Here is an 18,944-nt window from a genome sequence, read left to right on the forward strand (position 1 = left end):
GACTCAAAATAAATAGTACAAACCAGTTGGTTTTCAATATAAATGCTTTCCTTTACCGTACAATATGGACAATGATTGTTCCAATCCCAGAATAAAAAAGATAGCCTTCTCCTATTGCCCATTTCCGATTAACAGAGGGACACTTCTTAGTTGTTTTTTGCTTGAATCAATAATTTCTTTTTAAAGGCTTTATAGTCCAAAGTCGTATTGGCTCGGGAGTCCCATTTCCCATACAGCGGCAATGTTTGACCATTGGCTCTGAAAAGGGCTGTATTTTAAAATAATCCTTAAAAATAAGTAAAGCGTATGTTGATAATAAAATTGGTTCCTGGAGAGAATATTGAAAGAGCTTTAAAAAGGTACCGGAACAAAGTGCGGAGCACCCAACAATTAAAACGTATCCGGAACAACCAGGAGTTTACAAAAAAATCAGAGGAGAAGAGGGAGAACCTAAAAAAGGCAATCCATAAGAACGAATATTTAAAAAGGAACGAGGAGTGATTTTATGGACAAAGATTTAAACTTGGCGGTCCTGATAGACGGGGACAATATCCCTTCCAAATACGTAAAGGAAATGTTGGAAGAAATTGCCAAATATGGAAATCCGAGCATTAAGAGGATTTATGGAGATTGGACGAAGCCCAGCTTGACAAAATGGAAAGATGTCCTGTTGAAAAACGCTATTACCCCCATACAACAATATGGGTATACTACCGGCAAAAATTCAACGGACAGTGCCATGATCATTGATGCAATGGATATTCTCTATTCTGGTAAGGTGAATGGGTTTTCGTTGGTTTCCAGTGACAGCGATTTTACTCGGTTGGCCATACGGTTAAGAGAAGCGGGAATGACCGTTTTTGGTATTGGGGAGCGAAAGACCCCAGACCCCTTTATAGTTTCATGTGACAAGTTCATATATCTCGAAATACTCCATAAGACCCAAATAGGGGAGACCAATGCCCCGGAGAAAAATGAGAAAAGCAAAATTGACAAAATCACCCCAAAGGTTATCAATCTCATACTTTCAACCATTGCAGATGTGGAAGATGAGGAAGGATGGGCCTTCTTGGGCGAGGTGGGGACATTATTGCAAAAGAAACAGCCCAACTTTGATGCACGAAATTACGGATTCAAAAAACTGACCCCTTTGGTCAAGTCCATAGGTCAAATTGAAATAGGGTCCAGAAAAAATCCAAAGGGCAATGGGAACTTGATCTATGTAAGGACGATGGTCTAATGAAAAACAAAACCTATGAGATCTCTTACCATATCAAAGCAAATAACAACAAGGGATACCCTTTCCCTAAACAAGTATCTTAGCGATATAAGCCGTATCCCAATGATCACCGCAGAGGAAGAGGTTGATCTGGCAGTTCGCATAAGGCAAGGAGATAACAAAGCTCTGGAAAAGCTAGTATCGGCCAATTTGCGATTTGTTGTTTCCGTGGCGAAACAATACCAATCAAAGGGACTAAATTTGCATGATCTCATTAATGAAGGGAATGTTGGGCTGGTCAGGGCGGCGTCCAAATTTGATGAGACGCGTGGTTTCAAGTTCATTTCCTATGCAGTATGGTGGATACGCCAAGGGATAATACAGGCACTTACGGAAAAATCAAGGATGGTCAGATTGCCCTTGAACAAAATAAACGTAATCAACAAGATAAACAGCATCTCTTCCCATTTCGAGCAAGTGCATCAAAGACCACCAACCGCGGAAGAAATAGCTGAACTGATCGATTTCTCGCTATCAGAGATCCAAACATGCTTAAAACATTCTTCTTGGCCCCTTTCAATGGATGAGCCATTGGGGATTGGGGATGGAGGACTAAACTTACATGACGTAATGCGTTCCGATGAGTTTGGCAGTCCAGAACAGAAGTTGATCAATAGCTCGTTACAATTGGAAATTGATGGTATTTTGAGTATCCTGTCCTACCGCGAAGCCTTTGTGGTTAAAATGTATTTTGGTATAGGAGCGAATGATTCCATGGGATTGGAAGAAATTGCTTTTAATTTAAATCTTACAAAAGAAAGGGTCAGACAAATAAAAGTAAGAGCCTTGGCCAGGTTAAGGAGCTCCTCTAAAATAGAATTTTTAAAGGAGTATTTAAATTAAGGTCAAAAGAGCAAGGCAACAGTTACATGGTTTGCGCCAAAACCATATTGGATTGTTTTTAATACATTTGAAACATGAAGTTTTTGGCTGTTTTTCTATCCTTGTTCACAGTCCTATTGTCATCATATCCATGTTGTCAAGAGAAAGGTTCATGTTCTGAAACGTTTCTTGCAGACTCATGCGGACACGATGATTCGGAGGAGTCTCCACATGATAAGGAAAAGCCATGCTCGCCATTCTATACCTGTGGAAGATGCCCAGGGTTTACCATTGCTTATGAGAACTTGCTTAATATAAGTATAATGGAGCTTGACCTTAAAATGGATCAGGTGCCATACCAGGAGTTTGTCTCCGAAGAAGTGTACTTTTTATCCTTGAAACCACCACGCTCATTTGAAGTATAATTAACGATAAAACTTAGGCTCTTGCCTTGTTTCATGGTAAGAGAATCATACTTCAAACTTCATAAAATGAAAATAAAATTAATTGTGCTGCTTTCCCTTTTGGGAATCGGGCCTGTTTTGGCACAGAACACCCTTGACATTGTGGTCAAGGACTCCATTGACAAAGAACCCTTGATCGGCGTGACCGCCGTTTTACCCTCATTGGATATTGGGGCTATATCCAATGAATCCGGTAAAATTCATATTCAAGACATTCCCAACGGAACGTTTCAATTGCAACTGAGTTATGTTGGATACGCGAAACTTGAGCGAAGCTTTCGTTTTCCCTTGAATGCCACACAACAAAATCAGACCCTTTATCTAGTTCCCCAGACCGAGGAAATAGAAGAAATCACCCTGGTGTCCACCAGAAGTACCCGCACCATTGAGGATATACCAACACGGGTAGAGGTCATTGCAGGGGAAGAGCTGTCCGAAAAGGGCAATATGAAACCTGGAGACATCCGTATGTTGCTCAACGAAAGCACGGGAATCCGAACCCAACAGACCTCTGCTACCAGTTATAATTCCAGTATCCGTATCCAGGGGCTCGACGGTAAGTATACCCAACTTCTCCGGGATGGATTCCCGTTGTATTCCGGATTTGCGAGCGGTTTGAGCTTGATGCAAATAGCACCTTTGGACCTTAAACAGGTAGAGGTGATCAAGGGTTCTAGTTCTACCCTTTATGGAGGAGGGGCGATAGCTGGTTTGGTAAATTTGATTTCTAAAACACCTGAAGGTGAACCCGAACTTAGTTTTATGGCCAATGGTACCTCTGCTCTTGGATTGGACTTGAGTGGCTTTTATTCCCAGAAACTCAAAAAGTTGGGGACTACTGTGTTTGCTTCCTACAATTTGGGGTCACCCTATGATCCCGCCGATATCGGCCTAACGGCAATTCCGGAGTTCGACCGATTTACATTGAACCCCAAACTGTATTGGTATCTAGGGGAGCAAACTGAACTATTGTTGGGAGTCAATGCCATTTGGGAGGACAGACTTGGTGGGAATTTGGACTATGTTAAGGGAGAACCTGTAGACGACCCATATTTCGAATCCAATAAAACCGAACGTGTTTCCACTCAATTGGGATTCAAACATGTTTTTAATGAAGAAAATCGATTGGAACTAAAGAACAGTTTCAGTTTTTACGATCGTACGATCCAGATTCCGGATTTTACCTTTTCGGGCTATCAACGTTCCTCCATTAGTGAGCTGAACTTTTCAACCAGTTCGGAAAACGGTCTTGAATGGGTGTTCGGGACCAATCTTTGGACGGAATATTTTAACGATACCAGGGAAGATCAGGCCATAGCACTGGACCAATCCTATCAAATTTTTGGATTGTTCGCCCAAAACGTTTGGCAAATCAATGAAGGGCTCAGTTTGGAAACAGGTCTTCGTACCGATTTTCATTCGGATTACGGAGCTTTGGCATTGCCTAGATTATCCATACTGTATGAGCCAAGTCAAAAATTGACATTTCGACTGGGGGGAGGAATGGGCTATAAGACCCCTACGGTTTTTACGGAGGATGCAGAACGGTTACAGTTTAGGAACGTGCTCCCCATTGATATTGATCAAATGGATTTGGAACGTTCTTTGGGCGGTAATTTTGATGTAAATTATAAATGGGTGCCCATGCCCGGTATGACCATGTCCATCAATACGCTATTATTTTATACCAGAATAGATGACCCCATGGTGTTGGAATCGGAAGGGAACGGCTTCTATTCCTTTCAACAACCCAATGGATTCGTGGATACACGTGGTGCGGAGATCAATCTCAAAGTCAAATACGGGGATTTCAAGTTGTTTACGGGCTATACCCATGCCAATGTTAAGCAACATCAAAGCGGAACAGTGTCCGACTTTCCACTGGTTGCGAAGCATCGTTTGAACAATGTGCTGATGTATGAGAAAGAGGGTGACCTTTGGGTCGGTCTGGAGGGCTATTATTACAGTCCCCAAAAGCTCTCTTCAGGGGAAACAGGTCAATCCTATTGGATCGTGGGCTTAATGAGCGAAAAGAAGATAAGTGATAAATTCTCTATTTTCCTGAATTTTGAAAACTTTTTGGATACTCGGCAAACACGATTCGATACCATATATTCAGGCAATTTAAGTGACCCACAATTTTCTGAGATATATGCACCCGTAGATGGTTTTGTGATCAATGGTGGTTTTAAGGTTAAAATTTAAAGTTCATTTGTCTTGAAGGCTATGATATAAATTCTTAGTTTACCCTGTATGTTACTTTCCTGTTGGTGATGATCGTTTGTACTCTAATATCCAATGTAATGCTATTGGAGGTTGATGAAGGTGAGCAAGTATAGGCATCGTTGAATAATTCCACTCGATACAAATATCCGTTCATGCTCATATCCGGATTGTTGATGGTCAAGGTATCCGTGTCCGTTCCTGAGTACATCCCAAGATCAGAAATGTCGGTAAAGTTTGCGCCACCGTCTGTGCTCACTTGCCATTGATATTGTGTGGTATTGGTCGTTGTGACGTTGAGGTTGCCCGGATGTCCATCAAAAATAACGGCGTTTGTCGGAATTGCCGAAACAGCGGGACTGTTTCCGGTTTCGGTATAATCATAAACGGTGTTGCCGTCACCATCTGCAGGAGGGGAATATCCACCTTGTCCCACGACCATCCCGGAAGAATTGATAGTTACTGGGGAGTTGCCCAGAAGACCATCACCATCAGGGTCGGCAAAGCCGGCCTCCACAACATCATAACATCCATCCGAGTCACTATCAATGGATGTGTAGTTTAAAAATGCATCGTTATCAGAATCGGCTATGTTGTAATTGATGGTTCCATTATTGTACTGTGATGGAGCTTGTACGGCATCTGGAATACCATCTGTGCCTACCGGACCGGGGATGCGCCCATTTACTGTGGCAACACCGTGACCGGCTTCCACGGCATCCAAAATTCCATCGTTGTCACTATCAAGGTCTAATCCATTGGCGAGGCCGTCCCCATCACTGTCCGTTGGGGAACAACCTGTGCTAAAACTATCATCGTTAACCGCAAAAAAAACAGGATCTGCGTTGGCGGAAATTTCCAATCTAAAGATGACGGCTTCTGTTCTCTCGGCGGCTGTCAACCCAAATTCAGAGAGTTCAACGGCGGCCAATCTAATATTCTTTTTTACGTTTTTATTGTTAGGGGTGTCGTTCACATTATATTGGTCGATCATTGAATTGCCTACAATGGGTGTGTTGTTCCAGTTTACTTCCACCCCATTGCCAAGGTAGTTTCCATCTTTGTCCAATAAATGCAATCTATTATAATTAGATCCCCCGGATAGTTGAGCGCCCTGGGTCAAAAGAATGTCCATGATGCCATCACCATATGCCGGGGTATTGGTGCCCCCTAATCTAAAATACCACGCATTGCCGATATTGGCAATGGCATAGGCCATGTCCAGTCCTCGTTCTCCTTGGTATAAATAAGGGTTGAAGGGAATTCCTCCGGTTGTCAACAAAGGACCTGCAGCTTGTCCGTTGTTCCCATCAATGGACCTTCCTTCCAGGCGTATTCCGGATAGGATTTTTGTAACCGGTTTAAGTGCCCTCCAAGAAGTTTCTTCCACATTTAGGTCACCGATTCCGTTGCCGTCAGTGTCGATTTGGTCATAATAACTGTTGTTGTCACTGTCTATCATTCTTGTAGATGCCACTCCGGTCGCGTACGTGTTGCTTCCAACTGTAAAGCCCAACAGGGTGGAAACGTTATCATAGGCTTTCGGGTTCAAGCTTCCTACGGATGATGTCCAGAAGCCATTGTAGTCTGTATAAATGGAGGTGACATAGTTTGTAGTGCTATTGGATGGTGTGGGAGAACCAAATCCAACATTGGTCTCACAGCTATCTTCGTAAATATCGGGAATACCGTCGTTGTCATCATCTTGGTCAATATCGTCAGGGATGCCATCACCATCGCTATCTAGACTGGGGTGGTTCATGTGAGGACTTTTTTTTGATGAATTGCCAAGAACGTCAATTTTGTCAAGCTCGGTATTGGACAAGACTAAAGCAAGCACGATTATACCGAGAAGAAAGCGTGTGTATGTCAAAATACAATTATAGGTTTAGTTTGTAGATCGATCATCGATTGGATAATCAAAGGCAAATTAGATGTGTTTGAGGTTTCAGTATATTTTTTGTTGTTAATCTGCTGTAAAGTATGGTGTAGTTCGTCGATTGCGTGGTTCGCTTGTTGCGGATACACTGGGTCTAACCTTGTTTTGAAAACTTCTTGTGGGAGTTGGGTCTTAAAAATTGTTAAAAAACTGTGAAAAACTATTTTGAACAATTCGCGACGAGTGTGATTTTTTTGGAGACCTTACTATACGTTTGTTCGCAAGGTTTTTGACTCTTAAAAATCTCGAATGTTGATAAAAGTGTTAAGAACCTAATAGGTCAAACCTTAAATCCAAGTAAAGAAAATATGAATTTTACAGTCAAGCTATTTTTTACAACTCCAAACCGTTTTCTTCATGCAGATTACTCATATAACTAAGAGGGATTTTAGTACGCAAGAATTTGATTTACACAAGATTACAAATGCAATCTTGAAGGCCATGACAGCAGTGGAGCATGGTCAGATCACTGATGCGCAGACCATTGCCAACAACGTTAACGAGGTGTTGTTGGAGAGAAAAAGTCAAGACGAACATTATTTGCCGACCGTTGAGGAAGTACAAGATGTTGTTGAGAACGAACTTATGGATAGTGAGTTCCACGATGCGGCAAAAGCATACATTATTTACAGGAATAAAAGGGCTCAAATGCGCGAGTCGGACATTTTCGAGAAGCGCATCAATTTAAAGCCGTACGAGTACCCACAATTGTATGAGTATGTCCCGGCAATCAGACATTCGTATTGGATTCATACCGAATTTAATTTCACCAGTGATATCCAGGACTTTAAATCTGGATTGAACGAAGTGGAGCGTAGCGCCATTAAAAACACCATGCTTGCGATTTCTCAAATAGAGGTGGCCGTGAAATCTTTCTGGGGAGACATTTACCATAGAATGCCCAAACCAGAAATTGGTTCTGTTGGTGCTACGTTTGCAGAAAGTGAAGTGCGTCACCACGATGCCTATTCCCATCTTTTAGAGATCTTGGGATTGAACAAGGAGTTCGAAAACCTGAAGAAAAAACCCGTGATCATGAAGAGGGTGCAGTATTTGGAGACTGCACTTAAAAATGCAAAGAGCGAGAACAATAAGGACTATGCGGAATCTGTATTGCTATTCTCTCTTTTCATAGAGCATGTATCCCTATTCTCCCAGTTTTTGATCATTATGGCGTTCAACAAGCACAAGAATGTGCTTAAAGGAATTTCCAATGTTGTTGAGGCGACTTCCAAAGAAGAACAGATTCATGGAGACTTTGGAATCGATATCATAAACATTATCAAAAAAGAACATCCAGAATGGTTCGATGATGCCTATAAAGAAATGATTCAGGATATCTGCGAGAAAGCATTTGAAGCAGAAAGTAAGATAGTAGATTGGATCTTTGAAGATGGCGAATTGGATTTTTTACCAAAAAACTTGGTGAACGAATTCATCAAAAACAGATTCAACAACTCATTGGAGAGCATTGGCATCTCCAAAATATTCGACGTCGACCAAAAACTATTGGAACAGACCGAGTGGTTCGACGACGAGATTATTGGAACAAAACACGGAGACTTTTTTGTAAAAAGATCCATCAACTATAGCAAAAGAACACAAAGTATAACAAGCGACGACCTTTTTTAAATTATGGAGAAGAGAACACAAACCCCGACCACTGACCAAAAGCAAGATTACAAAACACAGGAACTTGTAAATGCAAGAAAGGACACTTTGTCCAAACTCAAGAACGAGGAGGATAAAGGCTTTGAATGGTTGAACGAGTATAGCCGAAAGTTTTTGGCATCTGGATATCTTACCGAGGGGGTTACCCCAGAGGGGCGTATCCGTGAGATAGGCGATAGGGCAGAGGAGATTTTGCAGATTCCGGGGTACTCGGACAAGTTCTACGGTTACATGTCCGAAGGTTTTTTCTCTTTGGCTTCCCCTGTTTGGTCCAACTTTGGTAAAAAGCGCGGGTTGCCCATTAGTTGCTTTGGTTCCCATATCGATGATGACATGGGGAACATACTTTACACCCAATCGGAGGTAGGGATGATGTCGAAGCTTGGTGGTGGAACATCCGGATACTTTGGAAAAATTAGGCACAGAGGTGCGCCTGTTAAAAATAATGGTCAAGCTTCGGGAGCTGTCCACATTATGCAGTTGTTCGAATCCATGGTGGATGTGGTGAGCCAAGGCTCCGTTCGTCGAGGTCGTTTTTCTCCATATTTGCCCATTGACCACAAGGATATTTTGGAATTCTTGGAAATCGGGACCGAAGGAAATCCTATCCAACAATTGACCCATGGCGTTACCGTGACCAACCAATGGATGCAGGAAATGATCGAGGGAGATGTTGATAAAAGAACCGTTTGGGCAAAAGTGTTGCAACGTAGAGGTGAGATGGGATATCCGTATGTATTCTTTACCGACAATGCCAACGATGGTGCAGTGGATGTGTACAAGGACAAAAACCATCGTATCCACGCCAGTAACCTTTGTACCGAGATTATGTTGCCATCCAATGATGACTGGTCGTTTGTATGTGTACTTTCCAGTATAAACCTATTGCATTACGATAAATGGAAGAAGACCGATGCCGTTGAGACGATGGTTCATTTCTTGGATGCTGTAATTACCGAGTTTATCGAAAAATTGGAAGCTTACAGGGATTCTTCCGACAGGGACGACCAACAAACTTTCCTATTTATGGAAAGAGCATACAACTTTGCAAAGCAAAATCGTGCATTGGGCCTTGGAGCCTTGGGTTGGCACTCTCTATTACAGTCCAAGAGATATGCATTCAATAGTCAGGAAGCCTATAACTTGAACAGTGAGATATTCAAAGAAATCAAAGAACGCTCTTATAAGGCATCCGAGCAATTGGCCGAACGTTTTGGTGAGCCCGAAGTATTGAAGGGTTATGGTAGACGTAACGCTACGTTGAACGCCATTGCACCAACTACATCCTCAGCATTTATTTTGGGACAGGTATCACAGGGAATCGAGCCTATCTGGTCCAATTGCTATGTGAAGGATATTGCAAAAATAAAAACGACCATCAAGAATCCATTCTTAATGGACCTATTGGAGGAAAAAGGCCAGAATACTGCTGAAGTTTGGAAGAGCATCCGTGATATGGATGGATCCGTACAGCATTTGGACTTTTTGACCGAAGCAGAGAAAGCTGTCTTTTTGACCTATTCGGAATTAGATCAGTTGGATATCATCTATCAAGCTGCAAACAGACAAAACCATATTGATCAAGGACAGTCAGTGAATATCATTGTACACCCTGATATGCCTACAAAGGAGGTCAATAAAATCCACGTTACCGCATGGAAACTGGGTCTAAAATCCTTGTACTATCAACACAGTATGAATGCTGCACAAAAATTCAAACAAAAGAAAGATTGTGTAAGCTGCGAGGCATAAAAGCAAATAACAACCAATAAAAAAAGGAGGTTCGAACTAACGAAGCCTCCTTTTTTCTTCAAACTAACTAGAAAAAGATTATAGTATCTTAATGTCTACGGAGGTTCTGCTTTGCCAACCGGTAACATCGGTTACGGAGAATGAACAGTGGTAATCCCCTGGGTCAATATCTTCTGGAATGTCAATTGAAACGTTGATTTCATAGGAAGTGGCACCCTCTTCAATATCAAAATGCGCTATATATATCATGGGGTTTACAGCATCTTTAGTAGGCTTCAGTTCGCATTGGGCACCTTGGTCATCGTGTGTGTGATGGTCAAAATTGTGATGGATGTTCAAACTGTAAGCCGCAAGCGAGAGATTATCTGTCACTCGAGCCTTAAAGGTGTAGGTGTTGCCTCTTTCCAGTACTTCACAGGCTTGGGGGAATCCAGTGTCGTAATTAATTGTTATGGATGGTTTTTCCTCATCAACCCCACTATCGTCACTACTGGAACAAGATACTAGCAACATTATCAAAGGAAGAATCTGTAAGTATTTGATAATCGATTTCATATTCATTTTTTTAGAATAATTAGCCGCATGGCACTTGGATACCATGCGGCAATTGGTTTTATGATGCAGTTACATCAATATGTGTTTCGTATGCAACGGTATTCCCATCTTCATCCTCTATCGTAAAAAGAATATGGTATTCACCAGCTGGTGCAGTTGCAGGAACATCGATATGCTCATGGAACTCTGCTTCGGACAGTTCGTGATATCCTTCGGAATATGTCTGCTCAAAGTCCCATTCCACTTCTCCTTCACCTACGGGCAAATCATGTCCGTGAATGTCCACTGTAATTTCATGGATTCCGTTTACCGCATCGATCATAAATTCTGCATGCATATCTGTACCGCGAACCACAGTCTCATCAATGGAAAAAGCACTTAATGAGATGGCCTCCATGATGTCCACATGCCCTTCGACCTCGGTGCTGTTGCCCAATTCATCTGTAACGGTCAAAGTAATATGGTATTCACCGGATGGAATATCCGAAGGGATGTCCACATGCTCGTGAAATGTTGGGTTGATTACCAAATAGCTGGCATCGGTATAGGTTTGCTCAAAATCCCATTCCACTTCACCTTCTCCTACTTCAAGGTCGTGTCCGTGAATGCTCAATTCGATACTGCTTACCGTTCCGGGAGCATTGATTTCCGCTTCCAAATGGATATCGGAACCTTTATAGGCCACTTGCTCTGTTGAGTGTGAACTCCCCTCGCCATACTCGAAATTCGAAATTTCGGGAGCAGTTACAGAAGAGCCTCCGTCATCGTCACTGCTACAAGAATGTAAAGCGAAGGCTCCCAATGCGATAATTGCCAAAGATTTAAAATTAGTTTTCATGTTGTTTCTGTTTTTGGTGTTAAACTTCATTTGATTTAATTAAAATGGTACGGTCATCGAAATCGAAAAGTTCCTGCCAGGTTCAGGAACATCGATGAGCCTATAAAAACTGGTATGATCGTAGTATTCGGTATTGAATACATTGTTTAATTTGATGCGTAATTGAGCTGGTTTCCCCTTGCCAAAGAGTTGGATTTTTGTGTTGGCCGAGAGATTGAGCGCTTGGTACCCATCGGTAACTTCTTCTGGAGGTACTATGTCGTTTTGCGCAGCTGTTACCCTAAAATCCGCTGTAACCTGAGGCGATTGCATAAATGCGATATCCTTGAATTGATAGCTGGCCGAGAACAATCCCGAAAGCGGTGGTGAAAACGGAATGGTAAAATCTTTTTTGGGCCCACTGGTCTGTCTGGAATACACATATTCGGCAGACGCATTCAACCGCAGCATCGGAGTTACGTTGATCCCGGCACGAGCTTCACCGCCAAACCGGAAAACCTTGCTTTGGGTGTACTCGTAAATTTGCAAGGTTTCATAATAATTAGGGGTTGGGTTCAGGTAAATGAAATTCTCAAAGAAATTCACGAATGGACTTATCCCAATGTTGAATTTTGAAGTGGAATGATCAATATCGATATCTAACTGATAGGATTGCTCAGGATCAAGGTTCATATTTCCCCTCTCGTATCGGTACATATGATAGTTTACCCCATCAGAGGCGAGTTCGTTGGCCAATGGCATTCTAAAACTTTTGCCAAGGTTTGCCTTAAATGTGGTGTTTTGATGGATATAACTCAATCCAAAAGAGCCACTTAGGTTACCGAATTCAAGGCTCTTGCCTTGTGAGCGTTGCAAATACATATAAGAGGTTGAGCCATCGGGGTTCTTGATTGGTGTTTGGAACCAATCAAAATGGGCCTTGGTCTCCATCAGGCCTGCATCATAACGTAGCCCCCCTTGAAGGTGGAAATTCTCATTTATCTTAAAATGATCGTAAACAAAAACTCCTGCGGAGTATCTGTTGTATGCTGGGATCAAGAAACCCCAACCACCAATATTGTTGTTCTGTAATTCGGTGTTTATTCCAAGGACTACATTGTGCTTGTCATTGGGGCTAAAGGTATCTTTAAGGTTTAGGGAGTATGTATTTTTAGTGAATATCCGTTCCCTGCTATTGGAGGGTGTTGGCATGTATCCATGTGGTACGGGTTCCGAATTTTCATCCCGTTGGTTGTTTTGATAGCCGAAATCAAGCTCCAAAATATGTTGGTCCAAATACAGGGTAGTGTTGTTGGTTACCTTAAAATGGTTCACACGATGATAAGGAAGGTCTACATCACGATTCGAGCGGTCATAATCAATACTGGAGGAGCGAACTTCAAGACCATGGGCATTGGCAAAAAAACCATTCTTGGCATTGACATTGCTAAAAAAGGTTTCGGATTTTACTTTTTCAGAGATAAACCCAAAGCTGAAACTGGCGTTTATTTCCTCGCCCGCTGTGTTTCTGAGGTTGTTTTCGTGAAGCTCAAAAATGTAGTTTTCATAGTTGATTCTGTCCGTGGGAACTTTATAATCAGCATAATCCCTATAGGTTAAACGACCTCTGTAGAACCAATGCTGCTTTCGTCCCTGTACACCGGTAGATATGCCGATCAGGTCGTTGTTGGTCTCTCCCAATAGATTGACCTCCCCGCTGAACGAATTCGGCAATGGAACTTTAGACGGTTGAATGTCCACGACACCTGCAATGGCATCAGACCCATAGACCAAGGATGCGGGACCTTTGACAATCTGAATACTTTCTATTCCGTATTGGTCAATTTCAAGGCCGTGATCATTGCCCCATTGCTGAGCTTCGTGCTTAATACCGTTCTGGACCACACTGACCCGGTTGAAGCCCAAACCACGGATTACAGGTTTTGATTGTCCAGAACCAATGGTAATAGTACTCACCCCGGGAATCTTTTTTAGGGTCTGCATTAAGCTGTTTTCCCGATTCTTGTTCAGGAATTCTTCATCCACCCCAACAGTTATGGTGGAGAGTTCTTGGGCTTTTCGTTTTTCCGTTTTTCCAAGAAGTTCCACACCATCCAAATTTGTGATGGATTCCTTTAATCGGATGGTCAGTCCTTTGACATCGTTTTGACCTATTTCCACGGTAAAATGTTCGTGGCCGTACCCGATATGGGTAATTTCAAAGCGGTGTTTTCCTGCGGTCACATTTTTGATGACGAACTCGCCATTGTCCGCAGAAATTGCATATAAATATTTTCCGATTATGTTTACTCCAGCTATGGGTGCCGAAGTATTTGCATCCACTACAATACCTTTTATAGTGTGGTATTCTTGAGCGGATGCCGAAACGCACAGACTGATGAACAGCCATGCGAATAGCATGTGTTTAATCATTTTAGGGAATACTATGGGATTCTCAAATTGCCTCCAGAGAGGAAGCTTCTAGACTATTCCCCCATTGCATTGTTTCAGAAAAGTTTGAATGAATCCATCAATGGACAGTTGGTAAAGCTATGCGATTACAGCACGCTTTTGTACATATTGAATACAGTCAAATTTCTTTAGTCCTTAAAACAGACCAAGACTTTTTGTTGAAAAAAATGAATGGGTTTTTAGATTGTAGGCGGAGGCCGAGAGAAGAGCTGGCTTGTTGCCAAGGTGCCAGAAACCTGGAAATCGTATTTGGAATCGACTTTCTTTTGAACAGCTATTTCAATTTGCTCGGAAATAGGTTCGGTAGAATCGGTTAAAATACCGGGTGCATGAGTATCGGAGGCAATGTTGTGACAAATGGCACAATGGTCCAAATATCCTTCCGAGTCGTCATGATGGGTAAGCACATGAAGTCCAACAAGCTTCGTTGCCAAAAACAGGGCAAGAAACGCGAAGGTGATGCTATTTAAAAAACGACTGTTTTTCATTCAAGAACAAATCTATTAAAAAACATTGTTATGCAAGGTTAATTTCCATGATGTCCATATTTTTTTAGCATTTCCTTAATAGCGGATGGTAATTTTGTCAATTGTGAAAGTATATACAAAGATTCAATAAAGTTGGCAATTGAAGAGGTGTATTTCTTTTTGGATTTATAATTAAAGGAGGATATTTTTTCCATCATTAAAGTGCCATTTCACAACAAAACCATCTCGCCATACAACATAACTTCCCCATTCTATATTGTTCTTGATAAGTTTGGGTATGCCTTACTACGTAAGGAATACCTCATCATTCAAACTATGAACAAACCTCAATCCTCCCTAATTTTTAGGTGTTTTTTAGTGTTGACCTTTCTTGGTATAGCTTCGGTTCAAGTGGGATATGCACAGGATTGTGTTGCTATCGCAGGACCCAATCAGGTCGTTTCACAGGTCAATGCCGTTTTTATGGATGCCAATGCCGCACCTGTTGACGGTTTGGGAACTTGGAGCCGTCTATCTGGCCCACCTTCTGTAACCATTGCTGATGTAAATGACCCCCAAACCCAATTATTGGATTTGGTGCCGGGAGATTACATTTTTGAATGGACCGTTTCCGGTTCTAGCTGTGATACAGCCTCCGATGTTGTCGGGATTACGGTTCAGGGCATTGACTTGGAAATGGAAATTGTGGCAAGCAATACCGAACCTGATATTGGCGAAGTGGTCACCTTCACCGTAAACATGAGCAATTTTGGAGATATCGATGCAACAAATGTCGTGGTTGAATACTTCGTGCCCTCAGGCTATTCCAATATTGCCGCAATCGATAATGCCGGTTCTGTGGATGGTTCACAGAAAATCACATGGTCAAGCATTAGTGTTCCAGTTGGAAGCAATACAGTTTCTTTGAGTTTTAATGCCACGGTGCAAACTCCAACAGGAACCATTGGGGAATATACCCATATTGCGGAAGTGATCTACGCCGATCAAATGGATGTGGACAGTTCGGCCAACAATGATGATGGAGACCAAAGTGAAGATGATGAAGACAATATTGATGCTGCTCCGGTTCAAGCTGATCTATCTCTTAGTAAATCCGTAGTAGGAGGGAACATGTCCCCTTATGTGGACTCACAAACCAGTTTTGAGATATCCGTAACCAACAACGGACCTCATGATGCTACTAATGTCCAGGTTCAAGACCAATTGATGTCAGGGTTCAGTTTTGATTCTTATTCGTCGACATCGGGGACCTATGATCCCATCACAGGAATTTGGGAAATAGGAACTGTGGGCAATGGAACAACAGAGACCCTTACCATACTGGTCGATGTAAATGCTTCGGGAAATTATACGAATACATCACAAGTAATCGCTTCCGATGCTTTTGATATAGATTCAACCCCTAATAATACTATTCCAGCTGAAGACGATCAAGATAATATTGTTCTGACACCAGAGCCTGTTATTGACCTATCATTGACCAAAACCATTGATAAATCACCGCCATTGGTGAGTGATAATGTTAGGTTTACTCTTACTGTGACCAACGATGGTCCTAGTGTAGCCACCTCGGTACAGGTCATGGACTTATTGCCATCAGGTTATACCTATGTTTCCGATGATGGAGGGGGCGCTTACAATGAAATTACCGGGATTTGGAGCTTAGGTCCTTTGGCAAGTGGAGATAACGCTAGTTTGAATATCCTTGCCAATGTAAATGCTTCCGGGGATTATGATAATATGGCGGAAATAATAGGTCATGATCAGACTGATATTGATTCAAGCCCCAACAACAATATACTAGGCGAAGACGACCAAGATGAAGTATCCGTTGTACCCGAACCCTTGGTCGATATCTCAGTCACCAAAGCGGTAGATCAAATAATCCCGGAAGTGGGAGAGGAGATACTTTTTACGGTAACCGTTCAGAATGATGGTCCCAGTGATGCCACCAATATTGTGGTCACGGATGTTTTGTCCACTGGTTATCAATTGGTGAGTTCCAACCCTTCCATTGGAACTTATAATTCTACCAACGGCTCATGGGTTGTGGGTGATTTGGCCAATGGAGCTTCCGAAACTTTGGAAATTACTGTGGAGGTTTTGCCAACAGGAAATTATACCAATACCGCCGAATTGACCAATGTCTCGGAAATGGATGTGGATTCCAGCCCAAACAACAACAACGAGTCGGAAGATGACCAGCAGACCATTGAACCCATAGTTATTCCAGTGGCCGATTTGCTATTGCAAAAATCTGTTAATGTTCTGAGTCCGTATGTGGGTCAAGATGTGATCTTTACCATCAACATTACCAATTTGGGCCCAAGTGAAGCCACAGGGGTCGCAGTAATGGATTTGCTGCCCGATGGATATACCTATGTTTCCCACGGAACCACGGCAGGCAACTACAATGAAAGCTCGGGAATGTGGAATCTCAACGGGAATTTGGAAGATACCACTACGGAAACCCTTACCATTGTGGCCACCGTAAACAACACAGGAGATCATTTTAACGTGACCGAGGTGTTTTCTTCCGATCAGTACGACCCAAATTCTATCCCCAATAACAATAACATTTTTGAAAATGACCAAGATAATGCTGGGACGACGCCCGTTCCGTCCGCAGATTTAAATTTGGACATAAGTGTTGACAATGCAAGCCCTGATGTTGGAACAGAGATTGTTTTCACCATCACACTGACCAATGAAGGGCCAAGTGATGCCATCGGAATTGTTGTGGAAAACACGTTACCGGATGGATTTACCTATGTTTCCGATAATTCAGGGGGACTGTTTAATTCATCAAACGGAATTTGGAGCGTGGGCAATCTGGCTTTGGAGTCACAGATAGAGCTTCAATTAATTGCCGAAGTAAATCCTTCGGGTGATTATACAGCGAGTACCGAGTTGATCAATGCCATTTTTTTCGATATAGATTCCACGCCTGGCAACAATGTACTTTCAGAAGATGATCAGGATGAACAAACGGTCGTGCCAAGACATGTTGCCGATATTTCCGTTTTCAAAACTGTAAGCGATATGAACCCAGAAGTTGGTGAAGAAATCTTTTTTACTGTTGAGGTGAACAATGATGGGCCGAACGATGCTTTCGGATTGATTATTGAAGATGAGTTGAGAAACGGTTACCAATTTGTTTCGGCAACAACATCGGCCGGAAATTATGATGAAATTGCTGGTTCTTGGGATTTACCATCTTTAACGAACGCCTCGACCGAAACATTGGAGATACGGGTGATTGTACTTGCTAGTGGTGAATATCGGAATAGGGCCGAACTGATTGCTTCGGATACTTTTGACCCGGATTCCACTCCCAACAATAACTTAGGCTCCGAGGACGATCAATCAATAGTGATACCCGTTCCAGGAGGCTTGAGCGATTTGTCGCTTTCCAAAACCGTGGACAACACAAACCCCAACGTTGGTGACGTGGTTCGCTTTGTGCTGAGCGTTACCAATAATGGCCCGTCCGATGCAAGAAATGTGGAAGTAACCGATATGCTTCCAATGGGTTACACATACCAGTCACACACCTCCACTGCTGGAATATACAATCAGGCTACCGGAATTTGGCGCATAAACAGGACCATTCTGAATCTGGACACTGAAAGTTTAGAGATTTTGGCCGTTGTAAATGCGCCAACAGGTGCAGAAAACGAATATTTGAACGAGGCTTTTGTTTCTTCAAGTTTATATCCTGACCCTGATAGCGACCCATCAACCGGAATCGGGGAAGATGATTTTGCAGACAGTATTGCGGACGATGACGAGGCATCAGTTTTTGTAGTGCCTCAAACCGCGGATATTGCCATTACAAAAAGCGTAAACAATGCAATGCCCAATATAGGGGATGAGGTTGTTTTTGAAATAACGGTGACCAATCAAGGTCTGGATGATGCCACACATATCGGCATACAGGAAGAATTGCCCTTGGGCTATCAATTTATCAGTTCGGAGACCACCGTGGGAACCTATGATTTCGAGAATTCATTTTGGGAAATTGAATCCCTTGCGGTTACCGAAACAGCAACCCTATTGCTTACTGTTGAGGTTATGGATATTGATGATTATGTGAATAGGGCAAGCCTTGTCTTTGTAGATCAGTGGGACACTAGTGAAACCAATAATGAAGCAGAGGCGTTTGTAGATCCAAGTTGTCTTGTTGTTTATAACGAGTTTTCCCCTAACGGAGATGGGATCAACGATTATTTTAAGATTGATTGCTTAGGCCATTACCCGAATAATACGCTTCAGGTTTATAACCGTTGGGGAAACATCGTTTTCCAGACAAAATCCTATAAAAATAATTGGAATGGTACGCCAAACGGACGCGCTATGGTACAGCCCGAAGACCAGTTGCCCGTGGGTACCTATTATTATGTATTGGATTTAGGGGATGGTTCGGAGCCAAGAACGGACTGGTTGTATTTAAACAGATAAA

At 42.4% G+C, this 18,944-nt stretch carries 12 protein-coding genes; 7 read left to right on the forward strand and 5 right to left on the reverse strand.

The window, feature by feature from the left end; translation table 11 throughout:
- Positions 1-306 precede the first annotated feature (306 nt).
- The 4 genes from J0656_RS16220 (at position 307) to J0656_RS16235 (ending at position 4,770) form a co-directional block, all read left to right on the forward strand.
- Positions 307-501: a small ribosomal subunit protein bS21 gene (locus J0656_RS16220; protein WP_207035779.1), complete on the forward strand. Its 195-nt coding sequence runs from the start codon at positions 307-309 to the stop codon at positions 499-501.
- A 4-nt stretch (positions 502-505) separates the two neighbouring features.
- Entirely contained in the window at positions 506-1,240 is a 735-nt protein-coding gene (locus J0656_RS16225) for an NYN domain-containing protein (RefSeq protein WP_207035781.1), read from the forward strand.
- A gap of 15 nt (positions 1,241-1,255) precedes the next feature.
- On the forward strand, positions 1,256-2,122 hold the full coding sequence (locus J0656_RS16230) for a sigma-70 family RNA polymerase sigma factor (RefSeq protein WP_207035783.1): 867 nt from the start codon (positions 1,256-1,258) through the stop codon (positions 2,120-2,122).
- A gap of 470 nt (positions 2,123-2,592) precedes the next feature.
- Positions 2,593-4,770: a TonB-dependent receptor gene (locus J0656_RS16235; RefSeq protein ID WP_207035785.1), complete on the forward strand. Its 2,178-nt coding sequence runs from the start codon at positions 2,593-2,595 to the stop codon at positions 4,768-4,770.
- A gap of 34 nt (positions 4,771-4,804) precedes the next feature.
- On the opposite strand, the gene J0656_RS16240 is transcribed toward J0656_RS16235, so the two are convergent.
- Positions 4,805-6,550 carry a DUF8696 domain-containing protein gene (locus tag J0656_RS16240; RefSeq protein WP_207035787.1) on the reverse strand — a complete coding sequence of 582 codons (1,746 nt, stop codon included), beginning with the start codon at positions 6,548-6,550 and terminating at the stop codon, positions 4,805-4,807.
- Between the two features lie 534 nt (positions 6,551-7,084).
- Between J0656_RS16240 and J0656_RS16245 the strand changes: the two genes are divergently transcribed.
- The gene (locus tag J0656_RS16245; RefSeq protein WP_207035790.1) at positions 7,085-8,359 is read left to right on the forward strand and encodes a ribonucleotide-diphosphate reductase subunit beta; all 1,275 of its coding nucleotides are present in this window, start codon (positions 7,085-7,087) and stop codon (positions 8,357-8,359) included.
- A 3-nt stretch (positions 8,360-8,362) separates the two neighbouring features.
- The gene (locus J0656_RS16250) at positions 8,363-10,150 is read left to right on the forward strand and encodes a ribonucleoside-diphosphate reductase subunit alpha (RefSeq protein ID WP_207035792.1); all 1,788 of its coding nucleotides are present in this window, start codon (positions 8,363-8,365) and stop codon (positions 10,148-10,150) included.
- Between the two features lie 78 nt (positions 10,151-10,228).
- Here J0656_RS16250 and J0656_RS16255 read toward each other — a convergent pair whose 3' ends face one another.
- The 4 genes from J0656_RS16255 to J0656_RS16270 form a co-directional block, all read right to left on the reverse strand.
- Positions 10,229-10,705 (reverse strand): DUF4625 domain-containing protein, encoded by a 477-nt coding sequence (locus J0656_RS16255; protein WP_207035793.1) that lies wholly within the window; start codon positions 10,703-10,705, stop codon positions 10,229-10,231.
- A gap of 58 nt (positions 10,706-10,763) precedes the next feature.
- Positions 10,764-11,543: a DUF4625 domain-containing protein gene (locus tag J0656_RS16260; protein WP_207035795.1), complete on the reverse strand. Its 780-nt coding sequence runs from the start codon at positions 11,541-11,543 to the stop codon at positions 10,764-10,766.
- A gap of 39 nt (positions 11,544-11,582) precedes the next feature.
- Positions 11,583-13,943: a TonB-dependent receptor gene (locus tag J0656_RS16265; protein WP_207035797.1), complete on the reverse strand. Its 2,361-nt coding sequence runs from the start codon at positions 13,941-13,943 to the stop codon at positions 11,583-11,585.
- Positions 13,944-14,173: 230 nt separating this feature from the next.
- Positions 14,174-14,482, reverse strand: a complete 309-nt coding sequence (locus tag J0656_RS16270; RefSeq protein ID WP_207035799.1) for a hypothetical protein — start codon at positions 14,480-14,482, stop codon at positions 14,174-14,176.
- A 315-nt stretch (positions 14,483-14,797) separates the two neighbouring features.
- On the opposite strand from J0656_RS16270, the gene J0656_RS16275 reads away from it, so the two are divergent.
- Positions 14,798-18,943 (forward strand): T9SS type B sorting domain-containing protein, encoded by a 4,146-nt coding sequence (locus J0656_RS16275; RefSeq protein WP_207035801.1) that lies wholly within the window; start codon positions 14,798-14,800, stop codon positions 18,941-18,943.
- The last annotated feature ends 1 nt before the right edge of the window (position 18,944 follow it).

The sequence above is a fragment of the Flagellimonas aurea genome (assembly GCF_017313785.1).
Lineage (GTDB): Bacteria > Bacteroidota > Bacteroidia > Flavobacteriales > Flavobacteriaceae > Flagellimonas > Flagellimonas aurea.